18 protein-coding genes are annotated in these 15,617 nt (G+C 68.6%); 6 read left to right on the top strand and 12 right to left on the bottom strand.

Annotated elements, in window-relative coordinates; genetic code table 11:
* Positions 1-31 precede the first annotated feature (31 nt).
* Together ACFYRH_RS30395 and ACFYRH_RS30390 are read right to left on the bottom strand one after the other, a co-directional pair.
* Positions 32-376: a hypothetical protein gene (locus tag ACFYRH_RS30395; protein WP_387782485.1), complete on the bottom strand. Its 345-nt coding sequence runs from the start codon at positions 374-376 to the stop codon at positions 32-34.
* 38 nt (positions 377-414) lie between these two features.
* Positions 415-1,950 carry an MFS transporter gene (locus ACFYRH_RS30390; protein ID WP_387782483.1) on the bottom strand — a complete coding sequence of 512 codons (1,536 nt, stop codon included), beginning with the start codon at positions 1,948-1,950 and terminating at the stop codon, positions 415-417.
* Between the two features lie 55 nt (positions 1,951-2,005).
* Between ACFYRH_RS30390 and ACFYRH_RS30385 the strand changes: the two genes are divergently transcribed.
* Entirely contained in the window at positions 2,006-2,710 is a 705-nt protein-coding gene (locus tag ACFYRH_RS30385) for a TetR/AcrR family transcriptional regulator C-terminal domain-containing protein (RefSeq protein ID WP_387782481.1), read from the top strand.
* 75 nt (positions 2,711-2,785) lie between these two features.
* Here the strand turns inward: ACFYRH_RS30385 and ACFYRH_RS30380 are convergent, their stop codons facing one another.
* The 5 genes from ACFYRH_RS30380 to infC all read right to left on the bottom strand — a co-directional run bounded on the left by ACFYRH_RS30380 (position 2,786) and on the right by infC (position 5,946).
* Positions 2,786-3,685: a CehA/McbA family metallohydrolase gene (locus ACFYRH_RS30380; protein WP_387782479.1), complete on the bottom strand. Its 900-nt coding sequence runs from the start codon at positions 3,683-3,685 to the stop codon at positions 2,786-2,788.
* Positions 3,682-4,482: a TrmH family RNA methyltransferase gene (locus ACFYRH_RS30375; protein WP_387782477.1), complete on the bottom strand. Its 801-nt coding sequence runs from the start codon at positions 4,480-4,482 to the stop codon at positions 3,682-3,684. Before ACFYRH_RS30375 ends, ACFYRH_RS30380 begins: the two co-directional genes overlap by 4 nt.
* Before the next feature lie 29 nt (positions 4,483-4,511).
* Positions 4,512-4,904, bottom strand: a complete 393-nt coding sequence (rplT, locus tag ACFYRH_RS30370) for a 50S ribosomal protein L20 (RefSeq protein ID WP_131367113.1) — start codon at positions 4,902-4,904, stop codon at positions 4,512-4,514.
* A gap of 77 nt (positions 4,905-4,981) precedes the next feature.
* Positions 4,982-5,176, bottom strand: coding sequence for a 50S ribosomal protein L35 (gene rpmI / locus ACFYRH_RS30365; protein ID WP_184842517.1), 195 nt, complete (start codon positions 5,174-5,176; stop codon positions 4,982-4,984).
* A 92-nt stretch (positions 5,177-5,268) separates the two neighbouring features.
* A complete protein-coding gene (gene infC, locus ACFYRH_RS30360; RefSeq protein ID WP_387782475.1) occupies positions 5,269-5,946 on the bottom strand; it encodes a translation initiation factor IF-3 in 678 nt (225 codons plus the stop codon).
* Between the two features lie 338 nt (positions 5,947-6,284).
* Here infC and ACFYRH_RS30355 point away from each other — a divergent pair, with 338 nt between their 5' ends.
* The 3 genes from ACFYRH_RS30355 (at position 6,285) to ACFYRH_RS30345 (ending at position 8,137) form a co-directional block, all read left to right on the top strand.
* Positions 6,285-6,704, top strand: a complete 420-nt coding sequence (locus ACFYRH_RS30355) for a DUF1844 domain-containing protein (RefSeq protein WP_387782473.1) — start codon at positions 6,285-6,287, stop codon at positions 6,702-6,704.
* A gap of 59 nt (positions 6,705-6,763) precedes the next feature.
* Positions 6,764-7,627 carry a phosphotransferase gene (locus ACFYRH_RS30350; RefSeq protein ID WP_387782471.1) on the top strand — a complete coding sequence of 288 codons (864 nt, stop codon included), beginning with the start codon at positions 6,764-6,766 and terminating at the stop codon, positions 7,625-7,627.
* 138 nt (positions 7,628-7,765) lie between these two features.
* A complete protein-coding gene (locus tag ACFYRH_RS30345) occupies positions 7,766-8,137 on the top strand; it encodes a hypothetical protein (protein WP_387782469.1) in 372 nt (123 codons plus the stop codon).
* 44 nt (positions 8,138-8,181) lie between these two features.
* Here ACFYRH_RS30345 and ACFYRH_RS30340 read toward each other — a convergent pair whose 3' ends face one another.
* The 3 genes from ACFYRH_RS30340 to ACFYRH_RS30330 are packed head-to-tail and all read right to left on the bottom strand — an operon-like array spanning position 8,182 to position 11,282.
* Entirely contained in the window at positions 8,182-9,096 is a 915-nt protein-coding gene (locus ACFYRH_RS30340) for a carbohydrate ABC transporter permease (RefSeq protein ID WP_387782467.1), read from the bottom strand.
* Entirely contained in the window at positions 9,093-9,971 is an 879-nt protein-coding gene (locus ACFYRH_RS30335; protein ID WP_387782465.1) for a carbohydrate ABC transporter permease, read from the bottom strand. The genes ACFYRH_RS30340 and ACFYRH_RS30335 overlap by 4 nt, the downstream gene beginning before the upstream one ends.
* 15 nt (positions 9,972-9,986) lie before the next feature.
* A complete protein-coding gene (locus tag ACFYRH_RS30330) occupies positions 9,987-11,282 on the bottom strand; it encodes an ABC transporter substrate-binding protein (protein ID WP_387782463.1) in 1,296 nt (431 codons plus the stop codon).
* An 88-nt stretch (positions 11,283-11,370) separates the two neighbouring features.
* Between ACFYRH_RS30330 and ACFYRH_RS30325 the strand changes: the two genes are divergently transcribed.
* Positions 11,371-12,387, top strand: coding sequence for a LacI family DNA-binding transcriptional regulator (locus ACFYRH_RS30325; RefSeq protein ID WP_387782461.1), 1,017 nt, complete (start codon positions 11,371-11,373; stop codon positions 12,385-12,387).
* Between the two features lie 50 nt (positions 12,388-12,437).
* A complete protein-coding gene (locus ACFYRH_RS30320; protein ID WP_387782460.1) occupies positions 12,438-13,607 on the top strand; it encodes a glycosyl hydrolase in 1,170 nt (389 codons plus the stop codon).
* On the opposite strand, the gene ACFYRH_RS30315 is transcribed toward ACFYRH_RS30320, so the two are convergent.
* Both ACFYRH_RS30315 and ACFYRH_RS30310 read right to left on the bottom strand, forming a co-directional pair.
* Entirely contained in the window at positions 13,599-14,762 is a 1,164-nt protein-coding gene (locus ACFYRH_RS30315; RefSeq protein ID WP_387782458.1) for a serine hydrolase domain-containing protein, read from the bottom strand. The genes ACFYRH_RS30320 and ACFYRH_RS30315 overlap by 9 nt on opposite strands.
* Before the next feature lie 63 nt (positions 14,763-14,825).
* Positions 14,826-15,539 (bottom strand): TetR/AcrR family transcriptional regulator, encoded by a 714-nt coding sequence (locus ACFYRH_RS30310; protein WP_387782456.1) that lies wholly within the window; start codon positions 15,537-15,539, stop codon positions 14,826-14,828.
* Between the last annotated feature and the right edge of the window lie 78 nt (positions 15,540-15,617).

Genomic DNA, 15,617 nt, shown 5'->3' with positions numbered 1-15,617 from the left:
GAGCGTGAATCGGCTGTCCACAACCCCCTGGTCATCCCATCTTCCGCCTGGTGCGGACGACGCTGCCGAGGACGGCCCAGGCGGCGAGGACGACGGCGCCACCGGCAGGCATCAGGAAGACCGGGAAGTCGTAAGCGCCGGGCCCTGGAATCCCGGGAGCGGTATCCGGGACAGTGTCCGCGAGGATCAGGCAGACCGCCCACGCCACGACGTACCCGGTGGCCAGGGCGGTCGACAGGACGCCGACCGCCTGGGCCCACTTCAGCACGAACCGGTTCGACCTCCGCCTGCCGACCAGATAGGTGATCAGGCCGACGGGAAGCAGCACCAACGCGGCGACCAGCACCGAACTCACGATCCGCTGGGCGTCGATCATGCCCGCATGGTGTCAGCGGATGGTGTCAGCGGCAGGTGTCAGTGCACCGCTTCGGGTACGTCGTCCTGCGTCTTCTGCCCGCCCCTCGGCAGCACGGCCAGCGCCACCACCGCGCCGGCCACCGCACCGATCGCCCCGACCGTCATCGCGATCGACATCGCGTCCGTGAACGCATGCTTCGCCGCGCCGAGGAAGTCCGGCCCGAGCGCGAGCGTCGCGGCGATCGACTTGCGCGCCGCCTCCGGTACCGAGTCCGGCAGCGCCGACGAGTACGCCGCCGCGAGCACACTGCCCAGTACGGCGACCGACAGCGCCGCCCCGGTCTGCTGAACGGTGTCGTTCATCGCCGAACCGACCCCCCGATGCTCCGCGGGAACGGCTTGCATCAACAGGGTGTACGCCGCCGGACCGGCCAGGCCGCCACCGATCCCCATCACCAACAGCCCGATGATGAGCAACCCGTACCCGCTCGAGTCCGACACCTGAGTCAGGATCGCGAAGCTGCCCGCGATGATCAGCAGGCCGAGCGAGATCAGCGTCCGGTCCGCCATCTTCTTACCCAGCGTCGCACCCAGACCGTTGAACACCGCGGCCGCCAGCGCGTACGGGATCAGCGCCAGCCCCGCCTTCAACGGCGAGTACCCGAGCACGAACTGCAGGTACTGCGTCAACGCCAGCAGCAACCCACCCGCTGTGAAGGACAGCAGCACGATCGAGAAACTCGTACCGCTGAACCGCCGGTCCCGGAACAGCGCCAGCGGCACCATCGGGTGCGCACTGCCCTTCTCCCACAGCGCGAACGCGGTCAACGCGACGACACCGACCGCCAGCCCACCGAGCACCCGGGCGGAACCCCAGCCGTGTGCCGGGATCGAGACGATCGCCCAGACGACCGACGCCATCCCGACCATCGTCAGCACGGCACCGGCCGGGTCGATGTCGCGCGCCGGGCCTTTCGACTCCGGGATCAACGCCAGCGTGCCGATGATCGCGAGCACCGCGATGGGTACGTTCAGCAGGAAGATCGAGCCCCACCAGAAGTGGTTCAGCAGCACGCCGCCGACGGTCGGGCCGGCCACCACGCCGACCATCGCGACCATCGACCAGCCGGCCATCGCCTTGCGCTGCTCCTCCGGCGGGAACACGGTGAACAGCAGCGACAACGTGCTCGGCATCAACAGCGAACCGCCGACACCCATCAGGCCGCGGCAGGCGATCAGCTGCCACGGGTTCTCCGCCAGCGTCGCGAGCAGCGACGCCGCGCCGAAGATCACCAGGCCGAGCAGCAGCATCTTCCGCCGGCCGAACCGGTCGGACAGGCTTCCGGCGGTCAGCAGCAGCCCGGCGAACGCCAGGATGTAGGCGTCGATCACCCACTGGATGTCCGCGGGCGTCGCGTTCAGGTCCCGCATCAGGGACGGGATGGCCAGGTTCAGGACGGTGTTGTCGACCACCAGAACCATCAGGCTCAGGCACAAGATCCCCAGGATCCACCACCGCCGGGGATGCCCGGCCGGCCCGGAAAGCTCAGGAAGCTCAGAAGCCTCAGAAGACTCGAACGGTGTACTAGTCACTCGCACACTGTACGACGATCTCGAACACCGTGCGAGTGGTTTGTAGGATGGGGTCATGAAGGAGTCGATCTGGACCCGCCAGGCGGCGGCCGCGCCCGCTCGCGAGACGCTCAGCCGGGAGCAGATCGTGAAGACCGCGATGACGACCCTGGACGAGGACGGCCTCGCCGGGCTGAGCATCCGGAAGCTGGCGGCCAAGCTCGGCGCGGGGGCGACCAGCCTGTACTGGCACGTGCCGACCAAGGACGACCTCGTCGACCTGCTGATCGACGAGGTCTGGGGCGAGATCGACGTACCGGAACCAGAGCTCGCCGGCTGGCGGAACGGGGCGATGCTGTTCGCTCACAGCCTGCGCTCGGCCGTGCTTCGGCACCCCTGGCTCCCCGAGGTCATGTACACCCGGCCGAGCACCGGCCCGAAGGCCATGCGCCTCGGTTCCCGGGGCCTGGCGCTGTTCGCTGCGGCCGGTTTCACCGGCGACGACATCGATCTCTCGATGGGCAGCGTGATGTCGTACGTGCTCGGCTGTGCGAGCGCCGAGGTCGCGACCCGCGAGATGATGCGCCGCTCCGGCCAGTCACCGGACGACTGGACCGCGCAGATGCTGCAGCACGCCGAGACGGTTGCCGCCGGCCACCCCGAGATGCAGGAATCCGTCCGCCGCCGCGGCCACGCCGACCTCGACGCAACCCTCACCCGCCAGTTCGTCTTCGGCCTCGACGCCCTCCTGAACGGCCTCGAATCCCAACTGAAGACCTAGACCCCGACGCCAAAGCGGCGTCATGGCAGCTGGGGAGGATCGTGTGCCCGTTATGGGCAGGAGATCCTCCCCACCTCAGGCGTCAGCTGCGATGTGGATGGGGTTGGTCCAGGCACGGCGGCCGAGGACGTCTTCCACGGTGATCCGGCAGTGGGTGCCGCGGAAGAGCGTCAGGGGGAAGGAGCAGGCGGTCAGATCGGTGCCCTGGGCAACCTCCGCGCCTGGGTGGCCGCCGCTCAGCAGCACCTTCGACGCGGGTGAGCAGCGCACCACGATCGCGTCGCCCTGGATGCGTACGTCGTACAGCTCGGGGCCGGTGCTGGAGTAGAAGTGGCCGGACTTGAGCGCGGTCAGGAGTGCGTTCGGATCCAGTGACTCCGTGCGGACCTGGACCCACGCCTGGCACGGCGGCGGGTCCTGCGGTTGCAGGTGGGCGTCGTCGGCGGCGTAGGTGGTGAAGAGGTGGCCGCGGTTCAGGAGGACGTCGGTGAGGTGCCAGCTGTCACCGCGGTTCTCGCGGTCGGCGAGAGCGTTGTAGACCTCGACGGAGTGGGCGGCGTCGAGGGACTCGGCGTCCGCAGCCGTCAGCAGAGACGCTGACGGATGGGCCATCCCGACGAACGCCCCGGCGGCGCGCGCCCGGCGGGCGAGCTCCCGCCCGGTCTCCGTGTCCGTCGGCGGCGGGAAGTCGAGGGGCAGGCCGGCGGCGACGATGTGCCACTGCTGGCCCGCCTCGGTGCGCGGGGCGTGGAGTTCGGCTCCGATCAGCGTCGTGAAGCCCGCCGTGCGCAGGTCCCGGGTGTCCGTGATCGGGAACCCGTACTCCGCGCGGAAGTGGTCGGTGATCGACACGAAGTCGTAGCCCGCCTCGCGGTAGACGTCGGCGGTCTCCGCCGGGGACAGGTACCCGTCGGACAGGTTCGAGTGGGTGTGCAGGTTCCCGCGCCGGAACCGGCCCGGCAGGTCGAAGATCATCGGCGCTGCTCGCGGGCCGAGGCATACAGACAGATGGCGGCCGCGGTCGCCAGGTTGAGGGACTCGGCGCGGCCGTAGATCGGGACCTTCACCGAGTGGTCGACGACCGCGTTGATGCCGTCCGGCAGGCCATGCGCCTCGTTGCCGAACAACCAGACCGTCGGCTTCGCGAGCGTGCCGTCGTCGATACAGGTGTCCAGGTCCGTGGCGCCGTACCCGTCGGCGGCGAGCACCTGCAGGCCCTGCTCACGCCACGCCTGGACGGCGGTGACGATGTCGACGTCCGTGGTGATCGGCACGTGGAAGATGCTGCCGACGCTGGCCCGGACCGCCTTCGGGTTGTGCGGGTCGACCGACTCCGCCGACAGTACGACGGCATCCGCGCCGGCCGCGTCCGCGGTACGGATCAGGGTGCCGACGTTGCCGGGGTCGCGGACCTGGACGCCTGCGGCGATCAGTTTCCCGGGCGGGCCGAGCGGCACACTGACCAGCGTGCAGACGGCGACGACGCCCTGGGAGGTGACCGTCTCGCTCAGCGCCTCGATGGCGGCACGATCGACCCCGAGCCACGGGACACCCGCGACGCCGGCCAGGTCGTGCAGGTCGCGATGACGGGTCTCGATCCCGGGCTCGGCGTACACCTCGACGACCAGTTCACGGTGTTCGAGTGCCTCCCGGACGGCCTGTGGGCCTTCGACCAGGAAGCGGCCGGTCTTGCGCCGGAACGCACGAGTGGCGAGCCGCCGAGCCTGTTTGATCCGCGCCGATTGCGCGGTCAGCAGACCGGGACTCGCCACTCGAGTGCTTACTTCAGGGGTGCTGCGGCTCAGGCCGCGGCGTCGCTCTTCGGCGCGTTCACGTCCGCCGGCAGGGCGGCCTTGGCCACCTGCACGAGCGCGGAGAACGCGGCCGGGTCGTTGACGGCGAGGTCGGCGAGGATCTTGCGGTCCACCTCGACCTCGGCCAGGCGCAGGCCCTGGATGAAGCGGTTGTAGGTCAGGTCCTCGGCGCGGACCGCGGCGTTGATGCGCTGGATCCACAGCTTGCGGAAGTCGCCCTTGCGCGCCTTGCGGTCCCGGTAGGCGTAGACCAGCGAGTGGGTGACCTGCTCCTTGGCCTTGCGGTACAGCCGCGAGCGCTGACCGCGGTAGCCGCTGGCCTGCTCGAGTACGACCCGGCGCTTCTTGTGGGCGTTGACTGCCCGCTTCACGCGTGCCATGAGGTGTTACTCCTTGTATTTCTGCGCCGCGGGCAGGACTGCCGGCGCGGCGGGGGATGTTCGGGAGGGAGGGGGCGTCAGATGCCGAGGAGCTTCTTGGCCTTCTTCACGTACGCCGGGGCGACCTCGACGGTGCCGGACAGGCGCCGCTTGCGCTTCGAGGTCTTGGCCTCGGCGAGGTGACGGACACCGGTCTGCTCGCGACGGATCTTGCCCGACCCGGTGACCCGGACCCGCTTCTTCATCCCCGAGTGGGTCTTCATCTTCGGCATGGCTGTGTGCTCCTGAGTTTTCTTCGTTGACTCGATCTTCGGTGTGACGGCTCCGGCTGCTGTGTGGTTCACCTGGCGGCCGGAGCGGTTCGTCACTCCGGGTCGAGGTTGTCGGCCGGACCCTTCGGCTTCTTGGTGACACCGGCGGCACGCTCGGCCTCGTGGGCCTGAGCCTGCTCGGCGCGCTCCTGGCGCTCCGCCTGCTCCTCGGCCTCCCGCTCGGCCTTCCGCTGCGCCTTCTCGGCTTCCACGTCGACGCGCGCCTCGGACTTCTTCTTGTGCGGTCCGAGCACCATGATCATGTTCCGGCCGTCCTGGCGCGGCGAGGACTCGACGAAGCCGAGCTCGCTGACGTCCTCGGCCAGCCGCTGCAGCAACCGGAACCCGAGCTCGGGCCGGGACTGCTCACGTCCGCGGAACATGATGGTGATCTTGACCTTGTCCCCGGCCTTCAGGAACCGCACCACGTGACCCTTCTTGGTCTCGTAGTCGTGCGGGTCGATCTTCGGCCGCAACTTCATCTCTTTGATGATGGTGTTGGTCTGGTTCCGGCGGGACTCGCGCGCCTTCTGCGCGGTCTCGTACTTGTACTTGCCGAAATCCATCAACTTGCAGACCGGAGGCCGTGCGGTTGCCGCGACCTCGACCAGGTCGAGATCGGCTTCCTGGGCCAGCCGCAGTGCGTCCTCGATCCGGACGATGCCTACCTGCTCACCGTTCGGTCCGACCAGCCGCACCTCGGGAACGCGGATGCGCTCGTTGACGCGCAAATCAGTGGTGATGGGTCCTCCTGGGTTGAACTAGTACTGGTGCCACCTTGTGGATCATGCGGAGACCCGGCGCCGAAAACGACGAAAGGCCCTCGCGCGTCCGCACGAAGGCCCAATTCCCAGATCGACGGCGTCCTGAACCCGCTGACGGGAGGTACGCCGTACGATCGCCTCGGCACCGAATCGCTCCGGGACCTCGGCGTGACCGGGACCCGCCGACTGTGCATCGGCTGGGTGGGAGGTGGCCCTCCGCTTAGACTCGAACCATCGGAGGCCCTCGAGTATTCCGCTCAGGGGTCACCGGTGGACCGAGTCGGTCGCCGTGCAAGAGTAGCAGCATGACCGACGCAGATGCCACTTCGCTGTCCGACGCACCGACCGCCAGCGCACCGGACGAGGCCGCCCGGCCCGATCCGCTCTCGACCGCGTCCCGGGACATCGCCGAGGTTCCGGCCGTGGAGATCATCTCCACCGCGGCTTTGCACCTGATGAGCGCTGCCGCGGTGAACCTCGGCCTGGCCGAGGACCTGCCCGAGCACAAGGACCTCGACGAGGCCCGCTCGCTGATCGACTCGCTGGCCGGCCTCCTGGACGCCGCCGCCCCGTCGCTCGGCCATCACCACGCCGCCCCGCTGCGTGACGGCCTGCGCTCGCTGCAACTGGCCTTCCGCGAGGCCAGCTCGATCCAGGACGAGCCGGGCCAGGGCCCCGGCGAGAAGTACACCGGCCCGGTCTTCCCCAAGGCCTCCGCCCGCTGAGGCGCCCACTCGCGATATCCGGTCGGCCTGACGTCGCCCGGCCGGTACGGTCGGGCGCTATGACTGCCGACGGTGTGCCCCTGCCTGTCCCGAAACTCGACGCGCGGCAGTTGCTGCTCGAGGTCAACCGGTCCACGGGTGCCGGGCTCGAGTTCACCGGGCACGCGGCCGCGGGCGAGGTCGGCGCCGCGTTCGTGCGCTGGCCCGACGGACGGGACGGCGTCCTGACCCGAGGCTCCGGGTCCCTCACCGAACTCCGGCGTACGGCGGAGGTCCTCGAGGAAGCGCGGGGGCGCGGCTTGCCGGTTCCGGAGTACCAACTTCTCGCGGAGGTGCCGGACGGCGTCGGCGTCGTTCAGGAACGCCTGCCCGGACGACCGCCCACGACCGTCGACCGGGCACTGCTGGAGTCGATGATCACGCTCGCGGACCGCTTCACCGGCCTGGCCCCTGACCTTCCCGTGCCGTCCCTGCACCTGCTCGAGAGCGGCCCCGGCTTCTGCCTGCACGAATCCCTCCAGCGCTACGACGACCGCTCGCGAAAGCTCCTGGGATGGGTTCACGAGGTCGGCCGCGCGGAGACCACAGAGATGACCGGCGACGACCTGGTCCATCTCGACTTCCACACCGGCAACGTGCTCGTCGACGACGCCGGCACGATCACCGGCATCGTCGACTGGGACGGCATCGGCCGCGGCGACCGCCGCTTCGGTCTGGTGACGTTGCGATTCGATGCCCACGTCGCCGTACCGGATGCGGATCTGGCGTGGTTCGACGAGCACCTGGACCGTGTCCTGGCGCCGGACGTGCTGCGGCTCTACTGGGCACACATGAGCCTTCGCCTGGTCGACTGGTCGATCCGGCACCACACGCCCGCGGACACCACCCGCTGGCTCGATTTCGCGGCGATCCGGATGAACTGACCCGCGCGATGGAGCGCGGTGGCAACCGTTTCGGCCCAGTCCGAAATGGGCTCGAATCCTCGGCGGATGCACCGGGACCGTACCTACCTTCGATGCAACGGCCACCGACCGGTGGCCACCACTCGGAGGGGACGAAAGATGCGAAAGATCGCGATGACCGCCGCTGGAATCGCTGCCACGGTGATCGGCACCGGCCTGGCCCTGGCGCCGGGCGCGCAGGCGGCCACGACACAGACGATGTCGACGACGGCGACCTGTCCGTCGGGCGCGGTGTGCCTGCAGGAGCCGAACGGCAGCATCCTGAGCAAGAACATCTGGTACAGCTACGGCGCGCACAACCTGTCGGGCGTCACCGGCAACAAGGTCCTGATCAACAGCCAGACCGGTGGCGCGGGCTTCGCCATCTGCAAGGGGTACAACGGCACGAACTGCTACCCGGTGCAGCGCTACCCCGGCGCGTACGCGTCGTACGACTTCACCCCGATCAACTCGATCGTGCTCGTCAAGTAGCTCGCGCACCGGCTCCGGCCACCACAGGGCCGGAGCCGGTCCGGCTAGCCCTTGACCGCGCCTTCCTCGACGCCCTTGAAGAAGAAGCGCTGCAGGGTGGCGAAGACGATCACGATCGGGATGAACGCGATCATCGTGCCGGCCGCGATCAGGCGGGGATTGTTGCTGAAGGTGCCCGACAGGTACTGCAGGCCGACGGTCAGCGTGTACTTGTTCGGGTCCGTCAGCACGATCAGCGGCCAGAGGAAGTCGTCCCAGGCGCCGATGAACGCGAAGATCGCGATCACGCTGATCGTCCCGCGCACCGACGGCAGACCGATGTACACGAACCGCTGCCAGGCGTTCGCGCCGTCGACGATCGCCGCCTGGTCGACCTCGAGCGGCAACGCGCGGAAGGCGTTGTACATCAGCAGCACGTTGAGCGCGCCGATCATCCCCGGCAGCGCGACACCGAACAGCGTGTTCGCCAGACCGAACTCCCGGACCGTCACGTACTGCGAGATGATCGTGACCTCACCCGGCAGCACCAGCGTCGCGAGGAACAGCCCGAGGACGATCTTCCGCCCGCGGAACTGCAGCCGCGAGATCGCGAACCCGGCCAGCGACGCGCCGACGATGTTGCCGCCGACCACCAGGACCGCGACCACCAGCGAGTTCCGCGCGTAGTCCCAGACCGGGATGGTGTCGGTGACCGCCTTGTAGTGGTCGAGCGTCGGCTGCGCGGGCAGCAGTCGCGGGATCCGGGTGTAGATGTCCTCCCCGGAACCCTTCAGCGACGTCGACAGCTGCCACAGGAACGGCCCGATCGTGATCAGCAGCACGAACGCGAGCAGGACGTACCGCACGAACTTCTCGCGCGGCGACACCGAGTTGAACCCGAACGAGCCCCGCCGGCGTCTCGACGGTTCCGGAGCCTCAGGCGCCACAGCCGGACGCGCCGGATCGGTGACCACACTCATGCTTCTGCTCCTCGACGGTTGAGCCGGGCCAGCACCAGCATCGGTACGACGGTCACGAAGAACAGCACGATCGACAACGCGGACGCGTACCCGAGGTTGCCCTCGAAACCCTGGCTGTACTGCTGGATCAGCATCACCACGGAGTTGTCCCGGCCACCCGGACCGCCCTTGCCGCCGCTCAGGATGAACAGCTCGGAGAACACCCGCAGCGCCGACACCGAGATCAGGATGGAGATCAGGATCATCGTGCCCCGGACGCCGGGAATCGTGACGTGCACGAATCGCCGCAACGGCCCGGCACCGTCGACCGCGGCCGCCTCGTGCAGCTCACGCCCGACGTTCCCGAGAGCGGCCAGGTAGATGATCATGTAGTACCCGAGTCCCTTCCAGATCGTCAGGCTGATCGCACTGAGCAACAACAGCCATTGATCGGACAGGAACGGCAACGGCCCGGAGATCACACCGAGCTTCTCGGCCAGACCGTTGACCAGACCGCGGTCGTCGAGGATCCACTGCCAGATCAGCGCCACGACCACCGCGGACGCCACCACCGGGGTGTAGAACGCGGTCCGGAAGAACGTGATCCCGGGCAGCTTCTTCTCCACCAGTACGGCGAGCAGCAGCGGCAGGACGGTCAGGAACGGCAGGCAGACCACCATGTAGATGACGCTGTTCAGCAGCGCCCAGCGCAGCTGCTCGTCGTGCAGCAGGGTCTCGAAGTTCTTCAGCCCGACGAAGTGGCCGCCGCCGATCGGCCTGGCGTTCGTGAACGACAGGATGACGGTGTTGATCGACGGCCACAGGTTGAAGACGAGCAACCACGCGAGTGCTGGGATGACCAGCACCCACGGGGTGAACCAACGGTTGTAACGCATGCTGTGCCTGTTCAACTACTGAGTGAGTAGCTGGTTGGCCTTGGCCACCGCCGCGTCAAGTGCTGCCTGCGAGGTGATCTTCCCGGCGATCGCCAGCGAGATCTGCTGGCCGATGAAGTCGTTGGTCGCGCCACTGATCACCGGCGGCTGCAGGTTCTTCGCCTTCGCCAGCGACTGGAAGGCGAGCACCTTCGCGTCACTTTCCGGCGTACCGTCGGACTTCGAGAAGTACGGGTCCTGGGCCGAGGCCTTGGTGGACGGGAAGATGTTCACGATCTTCGCGAACGCGGCCTGGTTCTCGGCGTTGGTGACGAACCGCGCCAGCGCGATCGCCGCGGCCTGGTTCTTGGTCTTGGCCGACACCGACAGGCCCTGCACATAGAGCGGCGGGGTGTCCAGTGCCGGCGACGGGACGACCTTGCCCTTCAGCGACGGGTTGTCCTTCATGAAGTCCTGGATCGCGTTGCCGCCACCGGTGGTCCAGGCGACCTTGCCCTGGGTGAAGAGCTTGGAGTTGCCGAGGTACTCGTTGGTCAGGATGTCGCGCGGCATGTAGCCGGCCTTGTACGCGTCGCGGTACTTGTCCAGCAGCGCGGCGGCCTCGGGGGTGTTGAAGACGAACTTCTTGCCGTCGTCGGAGAGGATCTTGATCCCGGCGTTGGTGAAGTCACCGATGCCCGGCAGCCGGCTCATCAGGTATTCCTTGCCGCCGGTCTTGTCGTGCATCACCTTCGCGGCCGCGAGCAGCTCGTCGAAGGTCTTCGGTGGGTTCTTCACGTCCAGGCCGGCCGCGGCGAACTTGGTCGCGTTCCAGTAGTCGATGTCGGTGTTCAGGTACCACGGGTAGCCGAAGGTGCCGTCCATGCCCTGGTACTGGTACGCCTGCACCCCGCCCTCGACGTACTCCTCGTTGAGCTTCGGGTCGGCGGCGGCGACGTCGAGCAGCATGTTCTGCTTGGCCAGGCTCAGCGCGAAGTCCGGCGGCAGGTTGGTGACGTCGGGCAGCTGGCCGGCCGAGGCCTGGCTCAGCACCTTCTTGTCGTAGCCGTCGCCGGGCTGGTCCAGCCAGGTGACGTGGGTTCCCGGGTACTTCGCCTCGAACGCCTTGATCACGCCTTCGACGTACGCGGTGAACTTCGGCTTCAGCGCCCAGGTCTGGAAGCTGACCTCACCGGTCACCTGAGCATTCGCGTCGACGGTCGGCTTCGCCCCGCCGCCGCCGCCGGAGTCCTCGGAACCGAGGCCGCATCCGGCGAGAGTGAGAGCGGCGGCGGCAAGGGCGGCCACCGGCGCCAGACGGCGTCTACGCATGGAATCTCCTGGATTTGATAAACCGGTATAGCTCCCGAACTATCCACATCGTAGAATCCGCTGTCAAGGGCGGATGAGAGGTACGACGATGGCGAGACCGACGATCGCGGACATCGCGACCAGGGCCGGGGTGTCCAAGGGCGCGGTGTCGTTCGCGCTGAACGGGCGGCCGGGTGTCAGCGACGCGACCCGGGAGCGGATCCTGAAGATCGCGGAGCAGATGAGCTGGCGCCCGCACAGCGCGGCACGGGCGCTCGGGGCATCCCGGGTGGACTCGGTCGGGATGGTGATCGCCCGCCCGGCCCGGACGCTCGGCGTGGAGCCGTTCTTCGCGCACCTGCTGTCCGGCGTGCAGTCGGGTCTGTCCGCGGAGTCGATCTCGCTGCAACTGCTGATCGTCGAGGACACCGCGGCGGAGATCGAGGTGTACCGGCGGTGGGCCTCGGAGCACCGCGTCGACGGCGTGATCCTGGTCGACCTGACGGTGAAGGACCCGCGCGTCGACGAGCTGAGGGCGCTCGAGCTGCCGGCCGTGGTGATCGGCGGCCGCGGCGGCAAGGGCGCGCTCGCCTCCGTCTGGGCCGACGATCGCGACGCGATGCTGGCCGTCGTCGAGTACCTGGCCGCGCTCGGCCACCGCCGCATCGCCCACGTCGCCGGTACGCCGGACTTCCAGCACACGCAGCGCCGGATCCGGGCCGTCCGCGACGCGGCACCGCGCCTCGGGCTGCTCGACGCCCCGTCCCTCACCACGGACTTCAGCGACGCCGAGGGCGCCGCGATCACCCGCAAGCTGCTCTCCCAGCGGGACCGCCCGACCGCGATCGTCTACGACAGCGACGTGATGGCCGTGGCCGGCCTCGGCGTCGCGATGGAGATGGGCGTCTCGGTCCCGGGCGACCTGTCGATCGTCGCGTTCGACGACTCGATCCTCACCCAGCTGATGCACCCGGCCCTGACGGCGCTGTCCCGCGACACCTTCGACTTCGGCCGCCAGGCCGCCGAGGTGCTGCTGGAGACCATCGCCGACCCGGGCCGGGTGATCAACCGCCGGACCACCGACCCGGTCCTGACGGTCCGCGAGTCAACCGCTCCCCCGGCTTGATGCCGCCCTGATGTTGCCCTGGAACCCTAAACCGATTTAGCATCCTCGCCATGGCTTTGCAGACCGTCACGCCCCGGTTCGGTGCGAACTACGTTCCCTCGGCGGGATGGTTCTACTGCTGGCTCGACTACGACCCGGACGCGGTCCGCCGGGACTTCGCCGACCTCGCCGGGATGGGCCTGGACCACGTCCGCGTGTTCCCGGTCTGGCCGTGGATCCAGCCGAACCGGGCGATCATCCGCGAGCGCGCGATCGCCGACCTGCTGGACACGATCGACGCCGCCGCCGAGCACGGGCTGACCGTCGCGGTCGACCTGATCCAGGGCCACCTGTCCAGTTTCGATTTCCTCCCGTCGTGGGTGCTGACGTGGCACAAAGCCAGCCTCTTCGAGGACCGGACGGTCCGCGACGGCCTCACGGCGTACGTCGGCACCGTGGCCCGCGCGGTCGCGACGAAGCCGAATGTCTTCGCGATCACGCTCGGCAACGAGGTCAACAACCTGTGGCCCGACAGCCTGACCACCCCGGAGACGTCGACCGCATGGGCGCGGGAGCTGCTGGCCACCCTCAAGAACGCGGCGCCCGACGTGCTCGCGCTGCACTCGGTCTTCGACGACGCCTGGTACAAATCCGACCACCCGTTCCACCCCGTTGACGCCGTGGACCTGGGTGACCTGAGCACTGTCCACTCGTGGGTTTTCAACGGGGTCTCACGAGTGGACGGTCCCCTCGGGCCGGCCACGCTCACGCACGCGGACTACCTGGTCGAGCTCGCCAAGGCCACGTCGCTCGATCCCGAGCGTCCCGTGTGGCTTCAGGAGATCGGCGTACCCGGGCCCGACATCCCTGCGGACCTGCAGGCCGAGTTCACCCGGCGGACCGTCGGGACGGTGCTGCCGAACCCGGCGCTGTACGGCGTGACGTGGTGGTCGTCGCACGACATCGACCGGCGGCTGCTCGACTTCCCGGACCGCGAGTACGACCTCGGTCTGTTCACGGTCGACCACCAGCGCAAGCCGGCCGCGCAGGCGCTCGCCGACCTGATCGCCGAGGTCCGGGCGAACGGCGTACCGGAGCAGGCTGCGGTGACGACGCTGACCGCGCCGGTGAACCTCCGCACCGAGCCGGACCGTCGCGCGGAAGTTGCCCCCGGCAGCGAATTCCACCTGCAATGGGTCGAGGCCCGCGCGCACGGCCCGGTGCGGATCGTCCTACCCTGACCGGCCGGTCAGGACCTGCCGCAGTTCCTGGTTGACGTTCGCGCCCGGGGCCGGGTCGTAGTTCCCGAGGTGTACGGCGGTGTACCCGCGGCCCGGGTACCACTCGGCGCTCGTACTGACCCCCGGTGCGCCGCCGGTGTGTCCGCTGACCAGCGCACCGTTGAGGATCGAGCTGTCCACGCCGTACCCGAAGAAGTTGACGATCTCCGGCAGCCCGGGCTTCGCCGGCAACGTCCCGAACGTGAACTTCGGCGTCACGAAGACGTCCCGGTACGTCGTACTCAGCAGCGTGCCGTCGTTCAGCGCGCGGAGGAAACGCACCAGGTCGGGTGCGTTGGCGAAGGCGTTGCCCGCCGGGCTGCCGATCAGATCGAACGCGCCGGCGTCGAGGGCGTCGTACCGCTTGCCGGACTGATCTGTCGGGTACGGACGCGCGAAGCGACTGTCGGTCTTCCACTGGCCGAGCAGGGTGAAGTCGGCCGACGTCATCCCGGCCGGGCGGAACACGTGCTCGCGGATGTAGTCGTAGTACGAGACGCCGGCGATCTTCGCCACGATGCAGCCGAGGACGTGGAAGCCGGAGTTGCTGTACTTGCCGGCCGTCCCGGGAGCGAACGCGAGCGGCTCGGTACGGATGTAGCGCAGGGTGCCGTCCATCATCTGCTGCGGCGTGGTCCAGCTGGCCGACTCCGCGAAGTACCCGTCGAGCTGCATGTAGTCGCCGAGGCCGGAGGTGTGGGTCAGCAGGTGGTGGATCCGGACCTTGTCGCCGATCCCGGCGGTGAATCCGCTCAGGTACTTCTCGATCGGGTCGGCCAGGCTCAGCAGGCCGCGCTGCGCGAGCCGGCCGATCGCGGTCCCGGTGAACATCTTCGTCACCGAGGCGAGGCAGAAGATCGTGTCCGCGCGGTTGCGGATCCGCTTGCTCCGGTTCGCGTACCCCATCGAGCGGGACAGCACCGGACGGCCGTCGCGGAGCACCAGGACGGTGCCGGAGAACGAGTCGTCGGCCGCGAGCTTGTCGAGGTACTTCTCGAGCTCGCCGAGTCTCGTACCGGTCGCGGCGGCGGGAACGGTCCAACTGACGCCGGCGACGACCGGGGCGACCGCCAGGCCGGAGCGGCCGAGAAACGTGCGCCTGCTGTGGGTTGCCAAGGGAGTGCTCCTCACGTGATCGATGACCAGTGAGATCCAACGCGGCAGGCCGTTTCCCCGGCGTTACCGCCGGCCGATGAGGACGTCGATCCCGTCCAGGATCCGCGCCAGCCCGAACTCGAGGTCGTCGTCGAGCTCGTCCTCGTACTCCGAGTTCAGGTAGAGCGAGGTCAGCGTCGGGTAACCGCCCGCCATCAACCGCGGCACCAGGAACTGCCCGACCTGTTCCGCCTGCACCGGCGTGTTGTCGTTCGCGCCGAGGTGGCGGGCCAGGTTCGCGTAGTTCCGCGCGTACCCGTCCAGGAGCACCACGCAGCCCAGGTTGTCGTGCTGGCTCAGTCCGGTCCCGGCCAGCGCCGCGAGGATCACCTCGACCCAGCGCAGCAGGTTCGGCGTGACGGGCGCGCCACGGATCGGCACGTCGAGCAGCCAGGGCCGCTCGGCGTACAGCTTCACCTGGGCGTCCACCCAGGCGGTCGCGGCCGCACGCCAGCCGGACGGCAGCTCGGGTGGTACACCGACCGCCTTGTCGTGCACCAGCACGATCAGCTCTTCCTTGGACCGGACGTAGCGGTACATCGCGTTCGTCGTGACACCGAAATGGCCAGCGATCCGCTGCAGGGAGATCGCCTCGAACCCGTCCCGGTCGCCGAACTCGATCCCGGCGTCCACGATCTGATCGACCGACAGCGCCGGCTTCGGCCCGCGGCGCTGCACCGGCAGCACACCCCACGACAGGGCGAGCCCAGGCGGCAGTTCCCCGCGGTCCTCGGTCATGTCTCCCATCCTGACGTACGCCGGCCGCTGGGCACGCCGATCCCGGCAAAGAGGGGTGCTAGCACCACCGGGGAAACG

Source organism: Kribbella sp. NPDC004875 (assembly GCF_042873375.1).
Taxonomy (GTDB): domain Bacteria; phylum Actinomycetota; class Actinomycetes; order Propionibacteriales; family Kribbellaceae; genus Kribbella.
This window is presented reverse-complemented; position numbering and strand designations above follow the sequence as displayed.

What these genes read in the sequence shown, in the direction of transcription:
- ACFYRH_RS30380 (WP_387782479.1), bottom strand. Translation starts at nt 3,685, where the DNA reads ATGATCTTCGACCTGCCGGGCCGGTTCCGGCGCGGGAACCTGCACACC.
- ACFYRH_RS30325 (WP_387782461.1), top strand. Translation starts at nt 11,371, where the DNA reads ATGGCGAGACCGACGATCGCGGACATCGCGACCAGGGCCGGGGTGTCC.
- ACFYRH_RS30350 (WP_387782471.1), top strand. Translation starts at nt 6,764, where the DNA reads ATGACTGCCGACGGTGTGCCCCTGCCTGTCCCGAAACTCGACGCGCGG.
- ACFYRH_RS30385 (WP_387782481.1), top strand. Translation starts at nt 2,006, where the DNA reads ATGAAGGAGTCGATCTGGACCCGCCAGGCGGCGGCCGCGCCCGCTCGC.
- ACFYRH_RS30340 (WP_387782467.1), bottom strand. Translation starts at nt 9,096, where the DNA reads ATGAGTGTGGTCACCGATCCGGCGCGTCCGGCTGTGGCGCCTGAGGCT.
- rplT (WP_131367113.1), bottom strand. Translation starts at nt 4,904, where the DNA reads ATGGCACGCGTGAAGCGGGCAGTCAACGCCCACAAGAAGCGCCGGGTC.
- ACFYRH_RS30330 (WP_387782463.1), bottom strand. Translation starts at nt 11,282, where the DNA reads ATGCGTAGACGCCGTCTGGCGCCGGTGGCCGCCCTTGCCGCCGCCGCT.
- ACFYRH_RS30395 (WP_387782485.1), bottom strand. Translation starts at nt 376, where the DNA reads ATGATCGACGCCCAGCGGATCGTGAGTTCGGTGCTGGTCGCCGCGTTG.
- ACFYRH_RS30310 (WP_387782456.1), bottom strand. Translation starts at nt 15,539, where the DNA reads ATGACCGAGGACCGCGGGGAACTGCCGCCTGGGCTCGCCCTGTCGTGG.
- rpmI (WP_184842517.1), bottom strand. Translation starts at nt 5,176, where the DNA reads ATGCCGAAGATGAAGACCCACTCGGGGATGAAGAAGCGGGTCCGGGTC.
- ACFYRH_RS30345 (WP_387782469.1), top strand. Translation starts at nt 7,766, where the DNA reads ATGCGAAAGATCGCGATGACCGCCGCTGGAATCGCTGCCACGGTGATC.
- ACFYRH_RS30320 (WP_387782460.1), top strand. Translation starts at nt 12,438, where the DNA reads ATGGCTTTGCAGACCGTCACGCCCCGGTTCGGTGCGAACTACGTTCCC.
- ACFYRH_RS30335 (WP_387782465.1), bottom strand. Translation starts at nt 9,971, where the DNA reads ATGCGTTACAACCGTTGGTTCACCCCGTGGGTGCTGGTCATCCCAGCA.
- ACFYRH_RS30355 (WP_387782473.1), top strand. Translation starts at nt 6,285, where the DNA reads ATGACCGACGCAGATGCCACTTCGCTGTCCGACGCACCGACCGCCAGC.